This window comes from Rhizobium sp. BK491, from assembly GCF_014194925.1.
GTDB lineage: Bacteria > Pseudomonadota > Alphaproteobacteria > Rhizobiales > Rhizobiaceae > Rhizobium.
Map to the genome: position 1 here is coordinate 388121 of NZ_JACIAR010000001.1, position 17880 is coordinate 406000.

General features: G+C 59.3%; 14 protein-coding genes. 8 read left to right on the forward strand and 6 right to left on the reverse strand.

Going from position 1 to position 17880, the window contains the following annotated elements:
* Window positions 1-57 precede the first annotated feature (57 nt).
* Together sufB and FHX05_RS02040 are read right to left on the reverse strand one after the other, a co-directional pair.
* The gene (gene sufB / locus FHX05_RS02035) at window positions 58-1527 is read right to left on the reverse strand and encodes a Fe-S cluster assembly protein SufB (RefSeq protein ID WP_112606458.1); all 1470 of its coding nucleotides are present in this window, start codon (window positions 1525-1527) and stop codon (window positions 58-60) included.
* A gap of 146 nt (window positions 1528-1673) precedes the next feature.
* Window positions 1674-2840, reverse strand: a complete 1167-nt coding sequence (locus FHX05_RS02040) for a cysteine desulfurase family protein (protein ID WP_183870520.1) — start codon at window positions 2838-2840, stop codon at window positions 1674-1676.
* A 233-nt stretch (window positions 2841-3073) separates the two neighbouring features.
* Here FHX05_RS02040 and FHX05_RS02045 point away from each other — a divergent pair, with 233 nt between their 5' ends.
* Complete coding sequence (locus FHX05_RS02045) at window positions 3074-3751, forward strand: alpha/beta hydrolase (protein ID WP_004108794.1); 678 nt, start codon at window positions 3074-3076, stop codon at window positions 3749-3751.
* A gap of 11 nt (window positions 3752-3762) precedes the next feature.
* Here the strand turns inward: FHX05_RS02045 and FHX05_RS02050 are convergent, their stop codons facing one another.
* Both FHX05_RS02050 and FHX05_RS02055 read right to left on the reverse strand, forming a co-directional pair.
* Entirely contained in the window at window positions 3763-4281 is a 519-nt protein-coding gene (locus FHX05_RS02050) for a GNAT family N-acetyltransferase (protein WP_183870521.1), read from the reverse strand.
* Window positions 4282-4460: 179 nt separating this feature from the next.
* On the reverse strand, window positions 4461-6884 hold the full coding sequence (locus tag FHX05_RS02055; protein ID WP_246698833.1) for a caspase domain-containing protein: 2424 nt from the start codon (window positions 6882-6884) through the stop codon (window positions 4461-4463).
* 358 nt (window positions 6885-7242) lie between these two features.
* Here FHX05_RS02055 and tyrS point away from each other — a divergent pair, with 358 nt between their 5' ends.
* The gene (gene tyrS / locus FHX05_RS02060; protein WP_183870523.1) at window positions 7243-8499 is read left to right on the forward strand and encodes a tyrosine--tRNA ligase; all 1257 of its coding nucleotides are present in this window, start codon (window positions 7243-7245) and stop codon (window positions 8497-8499) included.
* A 171-nt stretch (window positions 8500-8670) separates the two neighbouring features.
* Complete coding sequence (locus tag FHX05_RS02065; protein ID WP_183870524.1) at window positions 8671-8997, forward strand: hypothetical protein; 327 nt, start codon at window positions 8671-8673, stop codon at window positions 8995-8997.
* Window positions 8998-9047: 50 nt separating this feature from the next.
* On the opposite strand, the gene FHX05_RS02070 is transcribed toward FHX05_RS02065, so the two are convergent.
* A complete protein-coding gene (locus FHX05_RS02070; protein WP_183870525.1) occupies window positions 9048-12467 on the reverse strand; it encodes a DUF3971 domain-containing protein in 3420 nt (1139 codons plus the stop codon).
* A 129-nt stretch (window positions 12468-12596) separates the two neighbouring features.
* Here FHX05_RS02070 and FHX05_RS02075 point away from each other — a divergent pair, with 129 nt between their 5' ends.
* From FHX05_RS02075 to FHX05_RS02095, 5 genes are all read left to right on the forward strand, one after another.
* Window positions 12597-13079: a peroxiredoxin gene (locus FHX05_RS02075; RefSeq protein ID WP_183870526.1), complete on the forward strand. Its 483-nt coding sequence runs from the start codon at window positions 12597-12599 to the stop codon at window positions 13077-13079.
* Between the two features lie 4 nt (window positions 13080-13083).
* Window positions 13084-13914, forward strand: a complete 831-nt coding sequence (locus FHX05_RS02080) for a ferritin-like domain-containing protein (RefSeq protein ID WP_112411937.1) — start codon at window positions 13084-13086, stop codon at window positions 13912-13914.
* 114 nt (window positions 13915-14028) lie between these two features.
* On the forward strand, window positions 14029-15345 hold the full coding sequence (locus FHX05_RS02085) for a peptidoglycan DD-metalloendopeptidase family protein (RefSeq protein WP_183870527.1): 1317 nt from the start codon (window positions 14029-14031) through the stop codon (window positions 15343-15345).
* Window positions 15346-15542: 197 nt separating this feature from the next.
* Window positions 15543-17063 (forward strand): DEAD/DEAH box helicase, encoded by a 1521-nt coding sequence (locus FHX05_RS02090; protein WP_183710004.1) that lies wholly within the window; start codon window positions 15543-15545, stop codon window positions 17061-17063.
* 68 nt (window positions 17064-17131) lie between these two features.
* Complete coding sequence (locus FHX05_RS02095; RefSeq protein ID WP_183870528.1) at window positions 17132-17554, forward strand: NUDIX domain-containing protein; 423 nt, start codon at window positions 17132-17134, stop codon at window positions 17552-17554.
* Window positions 17555-17557: 3 nt separating this feature from the next.
* Here FHX05_RS02095 and FHX05_RS02100 read toward each other — a convergent pair whose 3' ends face one another.
* Window positions 17558-17878 carry a TfoX/Sxy family protein gene (locus tag FHX05_RS02100; RefSeq protein WP_112606435.1) on the reverse strand — a complete coding sequence of 107 codons (321 nt, stop codon included), beginning with the start codon at window positions 17876-17878 and terminating at the stop codon, window positions 17558-17560.
* Window positions 17879-17880 lie beyond the last annotated feature (2 nt).

Below are 17880 nucleotides of genomic sequence, written 5' to 3' on the forward strand. Positions count from 1 at the left end.
GCAGGAATGAAGGTGCGGCGCGCACGGCGCGCCAAAGCTAATTCTGGTTCGGGTGCGTCAGCCAACACTACCTTCGAGCGAGATGCCGATCAGCTTCTGCGCTTCGACGGCGAATTCCATCGGCAGCTCCTGCAGCACTTCCTTGACGAAGCCATTGACGATCAGCGCGATCGCCGCCTCGGTCGGGATGCCGCGCTGCAGGCAGTAGAACAGCTGGTCTTCGGAAATCTTCGACGTCGTGGCTTCATGTTCGAACTGCGCCGTCGAGTTCTTTGCCTCGATGTAGGGCACCGTATGGGCGCCGCACTTGTCACCGATCAGCAGTGAATCGCACTGCGTGAAGTTACGCGCGTTCGACGCCTTGCGGTGAGCTGAAACCTGGCCGCGATAGGTGTTCTGCGAGACGCCGGCGGCGATGCCCTTCGAGACGATGCGGCTCGACGTGTTCTTGCCGAGGTGGATCATCTTGGTGCCGCTATCGACCTGCTGATGACCGTTGGAAACGGCGATCGAGTAGAACTCGCCGCGGCTGTCATCGCCGCGCAGGATGCAGGACGGATATTTCCAGGTGATGGCAGAGCCGGTCTCGACCTGCGTCCAGGAGATCTTGGAGCGATGACCGCGGCAATCGCCCCGCTTGGTGACGAAGTTGTAGATGCCGCCCTTGCCGTTCTTGTCGCCCGGATACCAGTTCTGCACCGTCGAATACTTGATCTCGGCGTCATCGAGCGCAACGAGCTCGACGACGGCGGCATGCAGCTGGTTTTCGTCGCGCTGCGGCGCCGTGCAGCCTTCGAGATAGGAGACATAGGCACCTTCTTCGGCGATGATCAGCGTGCGCTCGAACTGGCCCGTGTTCTTCTCGTTGATGCGGAAGTAGGTCGATAGTTCCATCGGGCAACGAACGCCCTTCGGCACGAAGACGAACGAACCGTCCGTGAAGACGGCCGAATTCAGCGTCGCATAGAAATTATCCGAGGTCGGCACGACGGAGCCGAGATACTTGCGCACCAGATCCGGATGCTCGCGAATGGCTTCCGAGATCGACATGAAGATCACGCCGGCCTTCTTCAGCTCTTCCTTGAAGGTGGTGACGACTGAGACAGAATCGAACACCGCATCGACGGCGATCTTCGGCTTCTCGACGCCGGCAAGGATCTCCTGCTCGCGCAATGGAATGCCGAGCTTCTCATAGGTTTTCAGGAGTTCCGGGTCGACTTCGTCGAGCGACTTCGGACCGGCGAATTTCTTCGGCGCGGCGTAGTAGTAGATGTCGTTGAAGTCGATCTTCTGATAGTCGACGCGCGCCCATGTCGGCTCTTCCAGCGTCAGCCAGCGGCGATAGGCCTCAAGACGCCATTCCAGCATCCATTCCGGCTCTTGCTTCTTCGCGGAAATAAAACGGACAATGTCTTCGGACAGACCCTTGGGAGCCTTGTCCATTTCGATGATGGTCTCAAAACCATACTTGTATTGGTCCACGTCAATCAGGCGAACCTGATCGACCGTTTCCTGGACTGCAGGCATTTCGTTCTCCAATCTCGCCGGATCCAAGGTCCGGCAGCTTGTCAACGTTGCGGCAGACTTATGTCTGCCTTCTATGTAGTCGGCCAGAAGGGACTTTTCACCCCGCTTGGCAAGCGGAAATTTCGGTTTCCGCAAAATTGTGGCCGTCAGGCCGCCGCGCCCGCCAGCTTGCGTCTTCCCGCAATGCGGGCAAAAGCAGCGATTGCGCGATCGATATCCGCTTCGATTGTAGTCGACCCCAGCGAAATGCGGAGAGCCCCGAGTTTCGGGTCACATCCCATCGCCACGAGCACATGACTCTCGCCGACCTTGCCCGACGAGCAGGCTGAGCCGGCAGAAATCGCCACGCCCTCCAGATCGAAGGCGATCTGCCCCGTTTCGGATTTCAGTCCCGGCAGCGTGAAGAAGCTGGTGTTCGGAACGCGTGGGCCATTCTTTCCATGAATGATGACATCCGGTGCTGCAAGTTCCATGCCCGCTTCCAGCCGGTCGCGCAACGAACCGATCGCGGCATTACGAACCTCTAAGTCTGCGGCAGCAGCCTCGGCAGCCGCACCGAATCCGATGATGGCAAGCGTGTTTTCCGTGCCGGAGCGATGGCCTTTTTCCTGGCCGCCGCCGTGGATCAACGGTTTCGGCATCAGCACCTCGCCGCGCGAGACGAGCGCGCCGGCACCCTTTGGACCGCCGATCTTGTGGGAGGAGACGATCAGAAAATCCGCGCCGATCGCATTGATATCGAGCGGAATGCGGCCTGCCGCCTGAACGGCATCCACCACAAGAAGGCCGCCCGCGGCCTGAACGAGCTTGGCCGCTTCGCCGACAGGCTGGAGAATTCCGGTCTCGTTATTGGCGAGCATGATGGCAACCATCGGCAAGCCGCTCGCCTTGTCATGCGCAGCGAGCATGGCCTCCAGCGCGGCAAGATCGACCATACCGTTCGATGTCACCGGTATTTCGCTGACATCATCCCTGGCAAATCGCCCGCCTTCGCGCACGGCTGGATGCTCGACGGCCGATATATATAGATGGCTGACGAGAAGCGGCGTCCGCCCCATGCGGAATTCTGGCGTCAACACCATATTGGCCGCCTCGGTGGCGCCGCTCGTAAAAACGACATGGGCGGGTGCGGCGCCGGTCAATCTTGCAACCTGCCGGCGTGCAGCCTCGACAGCCGCGCGGGCTGCTCTACCTTCGCCATGAACAGAATTGGGGTTGCCTTGAATATCCATTGCGCGCAGCATGGCTTCGCGCGCCGCCGGATGAAGCGGTGCGGTAGCATTCCAGTCGAGATAGAGGCGTGCTGCCGCCATAATCTTCTTCCTGCGCGACTTTGCTTTGCTGCGACCGGCTCATTTTCCTTGAAATTTCAGCCGGGCATGCCTTATGACACGTTCCACAAACCGTTGCGCAAACAACGCGCGGACCACCGCATCAAGTTTCGAATTGTTCTAAACTGCGTTCTAGAAAAGATGAGCGCATTCGTCAAGTCAACTTGCTGCGTGCCGTAGGGTTTGAACGCAGAAAAAGAAGAGCCGGAGTATCGATGCCCGAAGTAATTTTCAACGGCCCCGCGGGTCGCCTTGAAGGCCGCTATCAGCCCTCCAAGGAAAAGAGCGCCCCGATCGCGATTATCCTTCATCCCCATCCGCAGTTCGGCGGTACGATGAACAATCAGGTGGTCTACCAGCTCTTCTATATGTTCCAGAAGCGCGGCTTCACCACGCTCCGCTTCAATTTCCGCGGCATCGGCCGCAGCCAGGGCGAGTTCGACCACGGCGCCGGCGAGCTTTCCGATGCGGCGTCGGCCCTCGACTGGGTTCAGAGCCTTCATCCTGATTCGAAGAGCTGTTGGGTTGCCGGCTACTCCTTCGGCGCCTGGATCGGCATGCAGCTTCTGATGCGCCGTCCGGAAATCGAAGGCTTCATGTCGATCGCGCCGCAGCCGAATATCTACGACTTCTCCTTCCTCGCACCCTGCCCCTCGTCCGGCCTGATCATTAACGGCGATGCGGACAAGGTTGCTCCGGAAAAGGACGTCAACGGCCTCGTCGAGAAGCTGAAGACACAGAAGGGCATCCTGATCACGCACAAGGTGGTTCCGGGTGCCAACCACTTCTTCAACGGTCAGGTCGAAACGCTGCTCGGCGAATGCGAGGATTATCTCGATCGTCGCCTGAATGGCGAATTAGTGCCGGAACCGGCTGCCAAGCGCATTCGCTAACGAGACGGCCGTTATCGAGCCATTCTGAAAGTCGGGCAAGTGATCCCGTCGATCGTCATCGACGGGTAATCCCGCATGCCGATCTTCCGTAAAACACGCTGCGATGCGACGTTTTGCGGATGCGTGAAGGCGATGAATTGCCGGGCAAAGCCACGCTTGAAGAACCATTGCGCCAATGCGCCGGCAATCTCCGTCGCATAGCCGTTGCCCCAAGCGTCCCTCTGAATGGAATAGCCGAGCTCGAACTCGCCCCTGCCGCTTTCCTGATGAAAACGCGAGAACCCGGCACGGCCGATAAAGCGTCCATCCTCGCGCCGCAGCATCTTATATTTGGTCACACCGTCGCGCGCATGTTCATCGAACCAACTTTTCAGCCGCTCCTCGGCCTTCTCCAGCGTCCAGGGAGCCGCGCCTGAGAGATAGCGCGTGGTCTCGATCGTCGAATGCAATTGCCGAATCATTTCGGCATCACCCTTGTCCCACATCGTCAGAACGAGGCGTGCGGTTTCGAGTATGATGGTGTCACTCATCTGCCTGCCTATTTTCGTGATGGATTTGCAGCCTGCCGCGATACGTATGTCAGGGCCGATTGACGACCGGCCGGTCAGTGCTAACCGCTTGGCCTGATTTCAACAAGCCGATTAAGCGGCAATATCGCATGCCAAGGCCCGCCGAGGCGGGCCTTGAGATTATCGCTTGATATCATCCGTCAGTGACATGCCGGCAGGCCGGGAGCGCCGCACTTCTTCTTTTCACGAGGCTTCTGCGGCGGAGGCGGAGGAGGTCTCTTCACCTGCTGCTGTAGAACCTTCAGTTGCGGTTGCGGCCTGGGCTGGGCCTGCGGCTTCGGCGCTGGCGCCCTCGCCTGTGCCACCACATGCGGCGCGGGTTTGGGCTGCGCCGGAGCCGGATTGGCTTGCCGCGACGGCGTGGCAGCGACATGAGGCTGACTGCTGACACGAGGTGGATTGTTGGGGATCGCCTTGGGCTTCGCCGGAGTTCTGGCGGCAACAGCCGGCGCTGCCGGAGCATGCCCATTGGGTTTCGGTGCAGCGGCGACCGGATTCGGTTTGCCGCCCGGCATTGCTTGCGGTGCGGGGGTCTTGGCAATCTGGTTTTGCCCCTTCATGGCAGGCGCATTGCCAACAGCCGGCAGCGGTTGTCCCTTTGCACCGGGAAGCGCATGTGTATTGGCGTTCGGCGTAGCCTGAGGCTGTTGAGCCTGTTTGGTCTGCACTGCGCCACGATTGACCGGCAGCTTGCCCGTGGCTGGCAGAGGTTGACCGTTCGCGCCCGGAAGCGCGTGCGCATTGGCATTTGTGCCTTGCTGGGCGGGTTGAGTGGCAACAGACGGATTATGCACCGCATTCGGCACAGCTTGCGGCGATTGCCCCGGCTTCGTCTGAGCCGTTCCCTGATTGACGGGCAGCTTGCCACCAGCCGGCAGCGGCTGACCATTGGCGCCGGGAAGCACGTGGGCAGCGGCGTTTCCGCCTTGCGGCTGCGGCGACGCCGGCGCCGCTGGAGCAACTCCAGGCATCGTCTTAGCGGCCGCGGCGGGATTCTGCCTTTGTATAACTGCCGCCTTCTTCTGTACCGATGGCGGCAGGGCAACATGCAGTGCTGCAACCCCTGCTCCGGCGATAACGGCCGCGCCGGCGAGTTTCTGACCTGTCGTCAGCCCAGGTGCTGCGGGTGTCGCCCCGTTCTCGTTGATCACAGTGTTGTTGATGACCGTCGTGTTGTTCACGACCGTATTGTGGATGTTGTTGAAGATGACATTGTTCTCGGGCGGCGCGATATCGCGTGGCGGTTCGACCCATGCAGGGACCGGAACGAAGACCGGTGCCGGCAACACATACAGATCGACCGCGGGCTGCGGCGGCGCTAACTCGACGAAATCCGGCGGCGGTGGCGCAAGGAAGACGACGGGCGGCGGCGGGGCATACCCGAAATCGGCATCATCAAAATAAAGCACAGGCCGCTCGACATAGACCACTTCCGGCGGCGGCGGTGGCGGCACGTCATATTCTATAACGGTGAAGGAAGGCGGTGGTTCAAGGGCTGCCTCGAAATGCTCGAGACGGCGGCGGGCATCCCAGACGTGGGGACCGCGCGGATAACGCCTCAGATAGGACCAATAGGCCTCCGGGGTGTCGGCTCGCCATGTCTCGCGCCAGGTTATCGCCTCTCGGCGGGCAGCGATGATGGCGCGCACACGCCTTGCCATAGAATCGTTCGGATAGGCGGCGAGGAAATCCTCATAGCCCTGCAGCGTGTCGCGATCGAGCGCGGCGAAATAGGCATCACGCTCGTCGAAATCGCGAATGGGCTTCGTCCGGTTTGCCACATCCTCGGTGCTCGCCACCGCAGCAGCCGGCGCATTCGGTCCGCGATCGAAGAAAGTAAAGGCGTTCTTGAACTTGGTGGCATCCCAGGAAATTTCGGCACCCTTGGTCAAGTCACCGACCCGCAACCGTGTGCGATCGAAGACCTCATCAAGCGAAAGGCCGCCAACACGGATCATCTCCGCCAGCGCATGCGCATAGGAACCATAGGGACCGGCCTCCTGCGGTGCGACCGTGCCGGGCGCCGCATTGAAGGCAATTAGCTGATTGGCATCGGGATCGACCAGCACCAGACCGCCGGCCAGCGGCTGACTTGATTGCACGAACGGATTGGCTCTAGCCGCGTCGAGCACGACGATGCTGCCACGATTGTTGATGGCCGACAGCGACTTTGTGAAGTCGCTCACGCGGACTGCCTGGAGGGGGACATCCGTGGCATTGGCGATCTGCGCATCCACAGGCACGAAATAATTGTCGCCCTGATATTGAACCCCGTAGCCCGCCAGATAGACAAAGACGACGGTGTTAGGGCCTGACGCGTTGGCTTTCGTCAGAAAGTCGCGCATGGCATCGCGCAAGCCATTCTGATCGAGATCGCGCGCGCCGATCACATCGAAGCCCGCGGCCTGCAGCGTTTGCGCGATCAAGCCGGCATCATTGGCCGGTGTCGGAAGCGCGCCCACCGTATAGGCGGCGTTACCAACGACAAGCGCTATTCTCTTTTCAGGGGAACCCTGAGCTTCGGCCGGATTCGCAGCAGCAATACCGACCAAAACCAACATCATGGAAAAAAATGCCCAGATCGTCTTTTTGGATGACAATCCCATCTTCGAAAGCAGAGGCGACATACCGGTTTCTTTCACGAAACATGAGGTGCGTACGGGATCAATGAGAAAATGCCTAGGATTCGATTCGGGCGAATGCGGGACTTATTCCAGGCAGATTCGCGGCCATGTTACGGTCTATTGACGTTGAGAGGCGTCCGTTTACAAACGCGCCGCCCTACGACATGTGCCGAAACTTGTCGTCTGTTCCCAGCAAAATGATGACGCGTCGCCAAATCGGTGCTAAACGCGCGCCCAACGTCAAACAATAGCGACTTCGCCGCATCCTTCAGGGTTGCGGCCTCGAGAGACCAAGATCATGGCTGAGTTCAAATCCGATTTCCTCCGCACCCTGCGAGAGCGCGGCTTCATTCATCAAATTTCCGATGAAGCCGGCCTCGACGACCTCTTCGCCAAGGAAACCGTGACGGCCTATATTGGCTATGATCCCACGGCATCGAGCCTCCATGTCGGCCATCTCACCCAGATCATGATGCTGCACTGGCTCCAGGCGACCGGCCATCGGCCGATCTCCTTGATGGGCGGCGGCACCGGCATGGTCGGTGATCCCTCCTTTAAGGAGGAAGCCCGCAAATTGATGACCATCGACATGATCGAGGAAAATATCGCCTCGATAAAACGCTGCTTCTCGAACTACCTCGACTACAACAAGCCCGGCAACGCGGCCTTGATGATCAACAATGCCGAATGGCTGCGCTCGCTGAATTATCTCGAATTCCTGCGCGATGTCGGCCGGCATTTTTCCGTCAACCGCATGTTGTCTTTCGACAGCGTGAAGACGAGGCTTGACCGGGAACAGTCGCTGTCGTTCCTCGAATTCAACTACATGATCCTGCAGGCCTACGATTTCGTCGAACTGGCAAAGCGTTACGATTGCCGCCTGCAGATGGGCGGTTCGGATCAGTGGGGCAATATCGTCAATGGCATCGATCTCGGTCACCGCATGGGGACCAAGCAACTCTTTGCTTTGACCTCGCCGCTGCTGACGACCTCCTCCGGCGCCAAAATGGGCAAGTCGGCTTCCGGTGCCGTCTGGCTCAATGCCGACCTGCTGCCTGTTTATGATTTTTGGCAATATTGGCGTAACACCGAGGATGCGGACGTTCCGCGCTTCCTCAAGCTGTTCACCACGCTGCCAATGGACGAAATCGCGCGGCTTTCCGCCGTTGCGGGTTCGGAACTGAACGAAGTCAAGAAAATCCTCGCGACCGAAGTCACCGCGATCCTTCACGGCCGCGCCGCAGCCGAGCAGGCCGCCGAAACCGCCCGCAAGACCTTCGAGGAAGGCGGTCTGTCGGAAAATCTGCCGTCGATCGATGTTCCCTCCTCCGAACTCGACGCTGGCATCGGCCTTCTGGCTCTGATCGTGCGCGCCGGTCTTGCCGGTTCGAACGGCGAGGCTCGCAGGCACGTTCAGGGTGGCGCAGTACGTATCAACGACCAGCCCATCAGCGACGAGCGCAAGATCATCGGCACCGATGAGGTCACCGCAGATGGCGTCATCAAGCTCTCGCTCGGTAAGAAGAAACATATGTTGATCCGCCCGGCCACCTGAGCGTCTGAGCAGTAGGAAAACGACAAGCCGGCGCCCCGCGCCGGCTTTATCTTTGAGTCAGCGCAAATGCAGAGCACTATCGATGCTGACTGCATGATTCTTTGCATCCCCATGTCGGATCGCGACCTGCCCACTCGTCCTCTGTTAAGGTTCCAACCTTGGAGGCGGATTATGGATGAATTGCCGGTGATCAAGACAAGGCGCAAGGGCCGAAGCTCTACGCAAAGCATGTTGATTCCCAATGAGGAGATGGTCGCTCACGCGCTCCGGGCAGCACCTCCGGGGCGATTGTCCGATATTGCGGACGTCAGAAAGGCGCTTGCCAGGCAGTATGGCGCAGATGCCTGCTGCCCTGTCACCGTTCAGCGACATCTGGTGCAGATCAGCCAAAGCGGCGCGGCTCCGTTCTGGCGTGTCGTCGACCCTGATCGACCATTCGCCAAGCGCATGAACGGCGGGCCGGAGCGCATACGCGAGCGATTGGCGGAAGAAAAATAATACGCCCTGCCTCCGCTCTCGAAAGGCGGCAGCCTCAGCTTCGCGCTGCCTCAATACTCAAATATCTGCCTGAAAACGCCCGGTGCGATAATCGAGAGAGGATTGATCTGTAGGTTCGATTTCTCGATCGTACCGGTCAGCCTGAAGGTGATGCCGATCAGACCGCGATCGCTGCCATTGCCCAGGATGAAGCCGACGATCGGAACTTCCGCGAACAGCCGGTTCAGGCCGTAGGCGGGCATGAAGGTTCCCGTCATATCCATCTTGCCACTGGCGTCCTTCAGCACGCCCTGGAACGTCGCTCCGACCTGCACACCACGCACCACGCCGTTCTCGACCGAGAGCACCCCATCGCGCATCACCAGCCGCGCAAAGCCGCGCTCGAAGCTCTGCGAACGCGTATCGATATTCTGCTTCACCGCCGAATTCAGGCTCTTGCCGTTCTTCCCGCTCGGCGTCGACACGATGGTCGAGAGTTTCTTGTCATCGATGATGGAGAAGTTGCGGATATCGAGCGAGCCGTCCCAGTCATCCTGCCCGATCGAGCGCAGCGACAGATTGAGCAGCCCACCCTGCAAATGCTTGTAGAGGTCGGTGAAGCGCGCAACGGCGCCTGCATCGCCGCTCGTGATACGGATGACGCCGTTGGCCCCTTTGCTCATCTGGGTGACGAGCGCTTCGCCGCTACGGGTCAAACCCGAAAAATCCGCAGCCGTCGTCTTGCCGCCTGAGATCGAATAAACGCCTTTGACATTGCCGATCATCTCGTCATTGAAGCCTATGACCTTGTCGAGATTGGCGCGAACCGTCGCACTCGCCGAACCATCCCCGTTTGAACTCTGCTGGCCGCCCGATGTGGATGCCTTCAGGCGCGCGAGGATCGGTCTTATGTCAGCGGAATTTCCCGTTACGGCGACGTCATAGCCGCCGCTTTTGCTCCGCTTGAGCGAAAGCGCGAAATCGTCGAGCGCCGAAAGTTTCACGCTGGTGAAACTCGCCGATGTAAGGCTCCCCTTGCTGATCAGAAGATCGCCGCTGGCGCCGAAGCCATCGCCCTTGAGCATGAAATTCTTGAGCGCCGTCTGGCTGTCCGGGCCGGACGCTTCGAACTGTGCAGTCGCCGCAATGCCGCTGCCCTTCGACCAGCCGATCCAAGGAACGGTCATGGCAGCCTTGCCAAGATCGACCTTCACGCCCTGACGATCGTCATCAATGCGCGTCAGTTCCACTTTGACCGGCCCGTCGATCATATCGCGAAGTCCAGGCAGAACGGTGTTGCGCTGCGCATCGGTCAGCGTTGCCGTGATCACCCGGCCGCGCTTGACGGTCGACTTGCTATCGGTAGGCTCGACCACGTCGATCTGGGCGGGAATGCCATCGATCTGAGCCTGGGCTTGCAGATGCACGGATTGCGGATCGGCCGAAATCACGCCAGTCAGATTGTCGATCTTGCGATTGTTCATCGGCTTCAGCAGATCGACATTGTCGAGATCAAGTGTCGCCCGCCACTCCGGCGGAGGCGGCTGCTGATCCTTGATCAACCCTATCCTGGCATCGACCTTGGCGACGATCTTGCCGTTGAAATCCTCCGGCTTGAATTCGGTCCGCTGCAGGACCTCCAGAGGCTTGTAGCTCAGAAGTTCGCCGATGGCGTCGCCGGAGCCTGAAATCGTCAAATCGAGATTGGCCATCAGCGGCTTATCGTAGGTCGCCGGGATCGAAAAGCTGCTGTCGCTCAACGTGATCGTGCGCCCGGTGGAGAAGTAGGAGGTCGCCGAGGCGATATCGACCACCATATTCGGACCGGTCAGATCGAAATGGCCCTTGGTGTCGCGCAATGGCGGGATTTCGCCCGGGACGTTCATCCGCGCGCCGTCGATGTCGAAGGCGATATGCAGCTCATTCTTGCCAAGCTGCAGCTTACCGGTCTGTGACGCTTCACGCAGCCGGCCAGCCGGAATGAAAACGGATATGACGGCATTGGTCACCGATCCGCCGAAGAGATTGCCCTCGACCCAGGTTCGAGGTTTCGAGGCCATCCAGAACGGCCATAGCTGCTTGACGGCAGCCGTGTCGAGCTTATCCGCGCGGCCGCCGAAACTGATCTCAGGCGAACTGTCGCCGAGCTTCATATGCAGGGAGCCGAAAAGCGCGCCTTGTGGTGTCGATATGCCGAGATTATCGAACTGGAATTCCTTGGTCGCCGAAAAAAACCGGCCGGTAGCACGACCATCGAAGCTGATTGGCTTCTCTCCTGACAGAGACGAGGCGGCGACCCCATCCTTGATCACGAAGTCGATGCCAAAGCCCTTCCCTGCATTGGCGTCGACGCGGTCGAGATCGATCAGCGCGCCGGAGAACGGCACGGTCGTCCCGAGGAACTGTGCATCGGAGGGAGCAATCTCCAGGGTCTGGTGATCGAAATTGTAGGCCAGGTTGATATTGGCCTGCGTCAGCTCCTGCGGATCATGGTCCATATAGAGGGTGCCGGGCTGAACTTTGACGGTGGCACTCAGCTTCGGATCTACACCCGCCTCTCCCTTGACCGCCGAAAGCGTGATGTCCCCGAAGGTCGTGAAGCCCTGTCGGGGCGTACCATTAGGATCATAGGCCATTGTGAGCGGCCTAAGGTCGAGATTGGATATCCTGGCCGCGAGCGAAGAGCTGCGACCGGCCTCCTTTTGATCCGCCCGCACATCCAGTAGCGCCACGGAACCATTGATCGCCACCTCGCCGTAGAGATGCAGAGAATTCGGTGCGGTGCGCTCGAAGGTCAGATTATCGACGACAAGCGAGATCGTCTCGCCTTCCTGCCGCGCCAGCTTCATGGAGAAGCCGGAAATACGCACGGAATTCGTGCCGCCTCGCTGGACGAAATGTTCGAGAAAGTCGAGATTGTCGAAAGCCGCATTCAGTGCCTTGGGCAAGGCATCAACGCGCAGGGCAGTCAAATCCACCGGGTCGCCTTGCGGCAGCAGCGAGGTATCGAGCGCGATCCCCTCTGCCGCGACACTTGCCACTTCCACCCGGCCTTCGATGAGGGCCAAGGGGTCAAGTTCCATGTTGACGGCCGACATCGTCGACAGATGCTTGCCGCTCTCCTGGTCGACGACGTTGACGTCACGGGCCTCCAACGCCAGGCGGAGATCGGAGGTAAATCGGACCACGGTCGCGCCCACCTCTGCCTTGTAACGCGGGCCGATGGCATGATCGAGCGCAGTCTGCGCCTTCTGCGACAGCGGCGCATCGAAGATGCCGCTTTCGATGGTCGCTATGACAGCACCGAGAATGATGGCGAGAAAAGCAAAGAAAACCAGCGTGATACGGCAAACATGCCAGACATGCGAGCGACGACGGCGAACGCGCTCCGGCACATGCACGATCAACGGATCCTCGGCTTGGGCGGACGGCAGATTGTCGAGCGGCACGAGATCCTTTTTGCGGAATGTTATCTTTTCGCCTCGGATCACTCCTGCGCGTGCCTTTCGCTCTCTACAATTTTGTTGGTGACGCTGCGTCCCATTGGACGGCACACGCGAGCAGTATATATGCCTTCCCTCAAGTGTCATCTAAAAAACCGGCAAAAGAAAGGTTTTCCCGTGGCGGAAGTTTTCCCAGTTCAACTCGGCATTGGCGATAAGGCACCGGATTTCGATCTTCCACGCGACGGCGGCGATCGCGTTCGCCTTGCCGATTTTGCCGGAAAGCCGTTAGTGATCTATTTCTACCCCAAGGACGACACCACCGCCTGCACGACGGAATCGATTACCTTCACGGCACTGTCAGCCGATTTCGCAAGGTTCGGCGTCGCCCTTCTCGGCGTCTCGCCTGACACGGTGAAAAGCCATGAAAAATTCGTCAAGAAGCATGCGCTTTCCGTGCCGCTTGCTTCAGACGAAGAAAAGACCATGGCAATAGCCTATGGCGTCTGGCGCGAAAAAAGCATGTATGGCCGCACCTATATGGGTGTGGTGCGCTCGACCTTCCTGATCGACGCCGATGGGCGCGTCGCTGCAATATGGGACAAGGTCAAGGTTGCTGGACACGCCGAAACCGTTCTGGCCGCAGCCAAGGAACTCTGAAGGCATGTCCGGCAGTTCCGAAACCATCACGTCGCTACGCGGTGGCGCCATTGCCGCGATCCGTTCGGCCGATCTCGATCGCAAGACCGAGCTTGCCCAGGAATCGGCAAACCGCTGGTTTGCGCGCACCCTGTCGCTGCGTTCGCCGCTCGACCCGCCACTCGCCGATCGGCCTGGCCGGCCGGAAAAGCCGCAGCTGGTGCCGCCGAAAAACATGGAGAAGCGCTCGCTGCACACGCTGAAAGGCCGAATCGCGCTCCTGCATGCCATTGCCCATATCGAGCTGAATGCCGTCGATCTGGCGCTCGATATCGTCGCGCGTTTTGCGACAGGACCGGTCCCCAACTCCTTCTTCGATGGCTGGATGCAGGTCGCCTTCGAGGAAGCCAAGCATTTTCGCATGGTGCGGGCTCGCCTGCGCGAACTCGGCGCGGATTATGGCGATCTACCCGCCCATGACGGCCTCTGGCAGGCTGCCCATGCGACCCGCACCGATCTCACAGCCCGCTTGGCCGTGGTACCACTGATTCTCGAAGCCAGGGGCCTCGACGTGACGCCGGCGCTGCAGGCCAAAATGCGTGAAACCGGCGACCTCGAGAGCGCCGCCATACTCGACGTCATCTACAATGACGAGAAAGGCCATGTCGCCGTCGGCGCCAAATGGTTCCGCTTCCTGTGCGCGCGGGAAAAGCGCGATCCGGCCCGAACCTTCCAGGAGTTGGTGCGCGCCAATTTCCGTGGTTCGCTGAAAGCTCCCTTCAATGACATCGCGCGGGCGGAAGCAGGGCTGACGCCATCCTTCTACCGTTCCCTGACGTCTACAAGCAATGCTTGATATACTAATAACAAGCAGCTTTTCCAGCATCTAATACTGCAAAAGAAAGCATTCGTTAACCATAATGCCGTGTACTCCGCTGGGTGCCAATACGCACCGATTGGGAGATTCTCGGTGACAGCCAAGCCTCAAAACCGGGTTTTCGGCAAGCAACAGCGACATCACACCATTATTTTGGCGAGCGGCGATACCGTGCGCCATATGACCGTGCGCCCGTGGATAGCTGCCGTTACCGTCTGTATGGTCGGGGTCTTCTCGATCGGCTATCTGCTTGCAACCTCCTACCTTGTACTTCGCGACGATCTCATCGGCGCGACGATGGCTCGCCAGGCGCGCATGCAATATGACTATGAAGATCGCATCGCCGCGCTGCGGGCGCAGGTGGACCGTGTTACCTCGCGTCAACTCCTGGATCAGCAGGTCGTGGAGGAGAAGGTCGACAAGCTGATCGAACAGCAGCAGCAACTCTCCTCACGCAACGGCAAGCTCAGCACTCTTCTCGACCGAGCGGAGAACTCCGGCCTGACCGATAAGAACGCTCATACGGATGCCAACTCTGCCGCGCCAAAGAATGAACATGCCCAGCTAACGTCACCCAAGGCAATCGAAAAGCTTCTCCTGAGCGGCAAGCCGGCTGACGCCACACCCGACAACTCCACGCTTGCCTACGTCCCTGCCCCCGAAACTGTCGCGGACCGCGCCGATCGGGTTTTCTCCAAGGTAACGCTGTCGCTGAAGCATATCGAACAGGATCAATTGTCCCGCATCCGCAATCTCACCGCCGATGCATCCGAAACCGCGACTTCGATCCAGTCGATCATGCAGAATGTCGGCATCAAGGTGCCGAACGAGATCGCGGGCATTGCGCGTGAAGATACGGATAGCGGTGTGGGCGGCCCTTATGTGCCGCCTGAGAATATCGACCAGTTCGAGCGATCCATGGCGGAGCTCGATGCCGCCTTAACACATCTGGAAACAGTGCGGAGCGCAGCCGAAAGCCTGCCCTTCCGCAACCCGGCGCCGGGAAAGCTTATCACCAGCCCTTTTGGCAACCGCAAGGATCCCTTCTTCGGCACGCTGGCTCTCCATACCGGTACCGACTTCCATTTCAGCCCCGGTGAGAAGGTCAAGGCCACCGCCCCCGGCAAGGTGGTTTCGGCGGGCTGGACTGGCGGCTATGGCAACATGGTAGAGATCGACCACGGCGACGGCATCTCCACCCGTTATGGACATATGGAACAGGTGCTCGTCAAAGTCGGCGACAAGGTCAGCGCCGGCGATGCGATCGGTCTTGCCGGCAGCACCGGGCGCTCGACAGGAACGCATCTGCATTATGAAGTGCGCGAGAACGGACATGCCATAGACCCGATGTATTTCATTGGTGCTGGCACGAAACTCGCAAGTTACATCAGCGGATTGGGCGCAATTTAGCTGCCGGAATTGTGACAAACGCGCAACAAAGATGGCACTAATCCAAAAATTGCGTTATGAATGAACTTCAGGCCTGTTGAAGCGCCTGCTTTCCTTGACTTCACGGGTATTTGGTTCTATGTCGCGCTGCATTGCGGCACGCTCCTGTGTGTCGACTCATGGTGTTCGACTGAACCAAGACGGAATTAGATTTCCCTTTGACAACATTTGCTGACCTTGGCCTGAGCCAAAAAGTCCTTTCCGCGGTGACTGACGCGGGCTACACCACACCGACTCCTATCCAGGCCGGTGCAATCCCCTTTGCGCTTCAGCGCCGCGACATCTGCGGCATTGCCCAGACAGGGACCGGCAAGACCGCGTCCTTCGTGCTGCCGATGCTGACGCTGCTCGAAAAGGGACGCGCTCGCGCTCGTATGCCGCGCACGCTCATTCTGGAGCCGACGCGCGAACTCGCGGCACAGGTCGCCGAAAACTTCGAGAAGTACGGCAAGAATCATCGACTGAACATCGCCCTTCTGATCGGCGGCGTTTCCTTCGAAGAGCAGGACCGCAAGCTCGAGCGTGGCGCTGATGTGCTGATCTGCACGCCCGGCCGCCTTCTGGATCATTTCGAACGCGGCAAGCTGCTGATGAGCGCCGTCGAGATCTTCGTCATCGACGAAGCCGACCGCATGCTCGACATGGGTTTCATCCCTGACATCGAGCGCATCGCAAAGCTCATCCCCTTCACGCGCCAGACGCTGTTCTTCTCGGCAACCATGCCGCCGGAAATTCAGAAGCTGGCCGATCGCTTCCTGCAGAACCCGGAGCGCGTCGAAGTCGCCAAGCCGGCATCGACCGCCAAGACTGTGACGCAGCGCTTCGTTGCCTCGCACGGTAAGGATTACGAGAAGCGCGCCACCCTGCGCGATCTTATCCGCGCCCAGACGGATCTGAAGAACGCAATCATCTTCTGCAATCGCAAGAAGGATGTGGCCGATCTCTTCCGCTCGCTCGAACGTCACGGCTTCTCCGTTGGCGCCCTACACGGCGATATGGACCAGCGCTCGCGCACGACGATGTTGCAGAATTTCCGTGATGGACAGATCCAGCTTCTCGTCGCCTCCGACGTCGCAGCTCGGGGTCTCGATCTTCCCGATGTCGGTCACGTCTTCAATTTCGATGTTCCGATCCATTCGGAAGACTATGTCCATCGCATCGGCCGCACCGGTCGCGCCGGTCGTTCCGGCGCTGCATTCACTCTCGTGACGAAGCGCGACACCAAGCATGTCGATGCCATCGAGAAGCTGATCGGCGAAGATGTCCAGTGGCTGAACGGCGATCTTTCGGCTCTTCCGCCGGCTGACGAGAGCGCGGACGACAATCGCTTGTCCCGCCGTCGTGACCAGAAGGGCAAGGGCCGCGATCGAGATCGCAGCCGTGGAGGCCGCAACGCCTCGAGTCATAAATCTGATATCGACGTCGAGGATAATGACGTCGTAGTGATCGAAGCAGCACCAGCAAAGGCCGAAAGCGTGAAGAACGAGCGCAAGTCTGAGAACAACAATAACAGATCCCATAACGGTTCTCGCAACAGCCACCGGCCCTTCCCCGCTGCCAATGACGATCATCGCGAGCGCCGCAACCGTTATCGCGATCAGGATGATGGCCCGACTCCGGTTGGCTTTGGCGACGATATTCCCGCTTTCATGCTCATCGTGGCAAACGCCAAGGCCTGATATATCCAGTTCAGATACGCAGCGAATCGGCTAGCGAGATGCTAGCGTCCAACTTCGGGATCTGAATATTGGGCAAGCCCGGCATCGATTTCCCAGGAGTGGGAACCGGTCTCGCAATCTTGCGGGACGGCAAGCTATTGCTCTACCGACGCCTCAAGGCTCCGGAAGCCGGATGCTGGAGTATCGTCGGCGGCAAGGTGGATCATATGGAGCCGGCGGCCAGCGCCGCCGTTCGCGAAGCCGAAGAGGAAAGCGGCCTCTCCATCGGTGAAATCGATTATCTCTGCACTGAGGAAGTCATCATTGAGGCCGATCGGCAGCACTGGATCTCGCTCATCTATATCTGCCAGGACTTTTCCGGCGAACCACGGCTGATGGAACCGGATAAGCTCTCCGATTTCGGCTGGTTCGGCCGAAACGAATTGCCGGCGCAGCTTTCCGAGTTCGCCAAGGCAACCATCGCCCATTTGAGCGCAGAAGACTTTCGCTAAGACCTACTTCTCCGAGCGAAGCGCGGCCTCATAGGCAAGCCGCACCCAACGCGCCATTTCATCCGGATCGTCGAACGCATCGTCGGGTATCGACCAATAGGGCATGTTGACGGCCTTGCCTTTCTTGCCCTCGTAGGCCCAGCGCCGCGCACCTGCCGCTTCGAATTCGGAAGCACTGGTATCGTCCGCCTTCAGAAGGATTTCGTCACCCACTTCCAGCGCCAGGATCCGACCCATATGGTAGATGCCCTTGCCGCCGAACATCCGTTTGATGGCGATCGGCCCGAGCGACTGAAACATCTCCTCGATATCTATATTGTCCATTC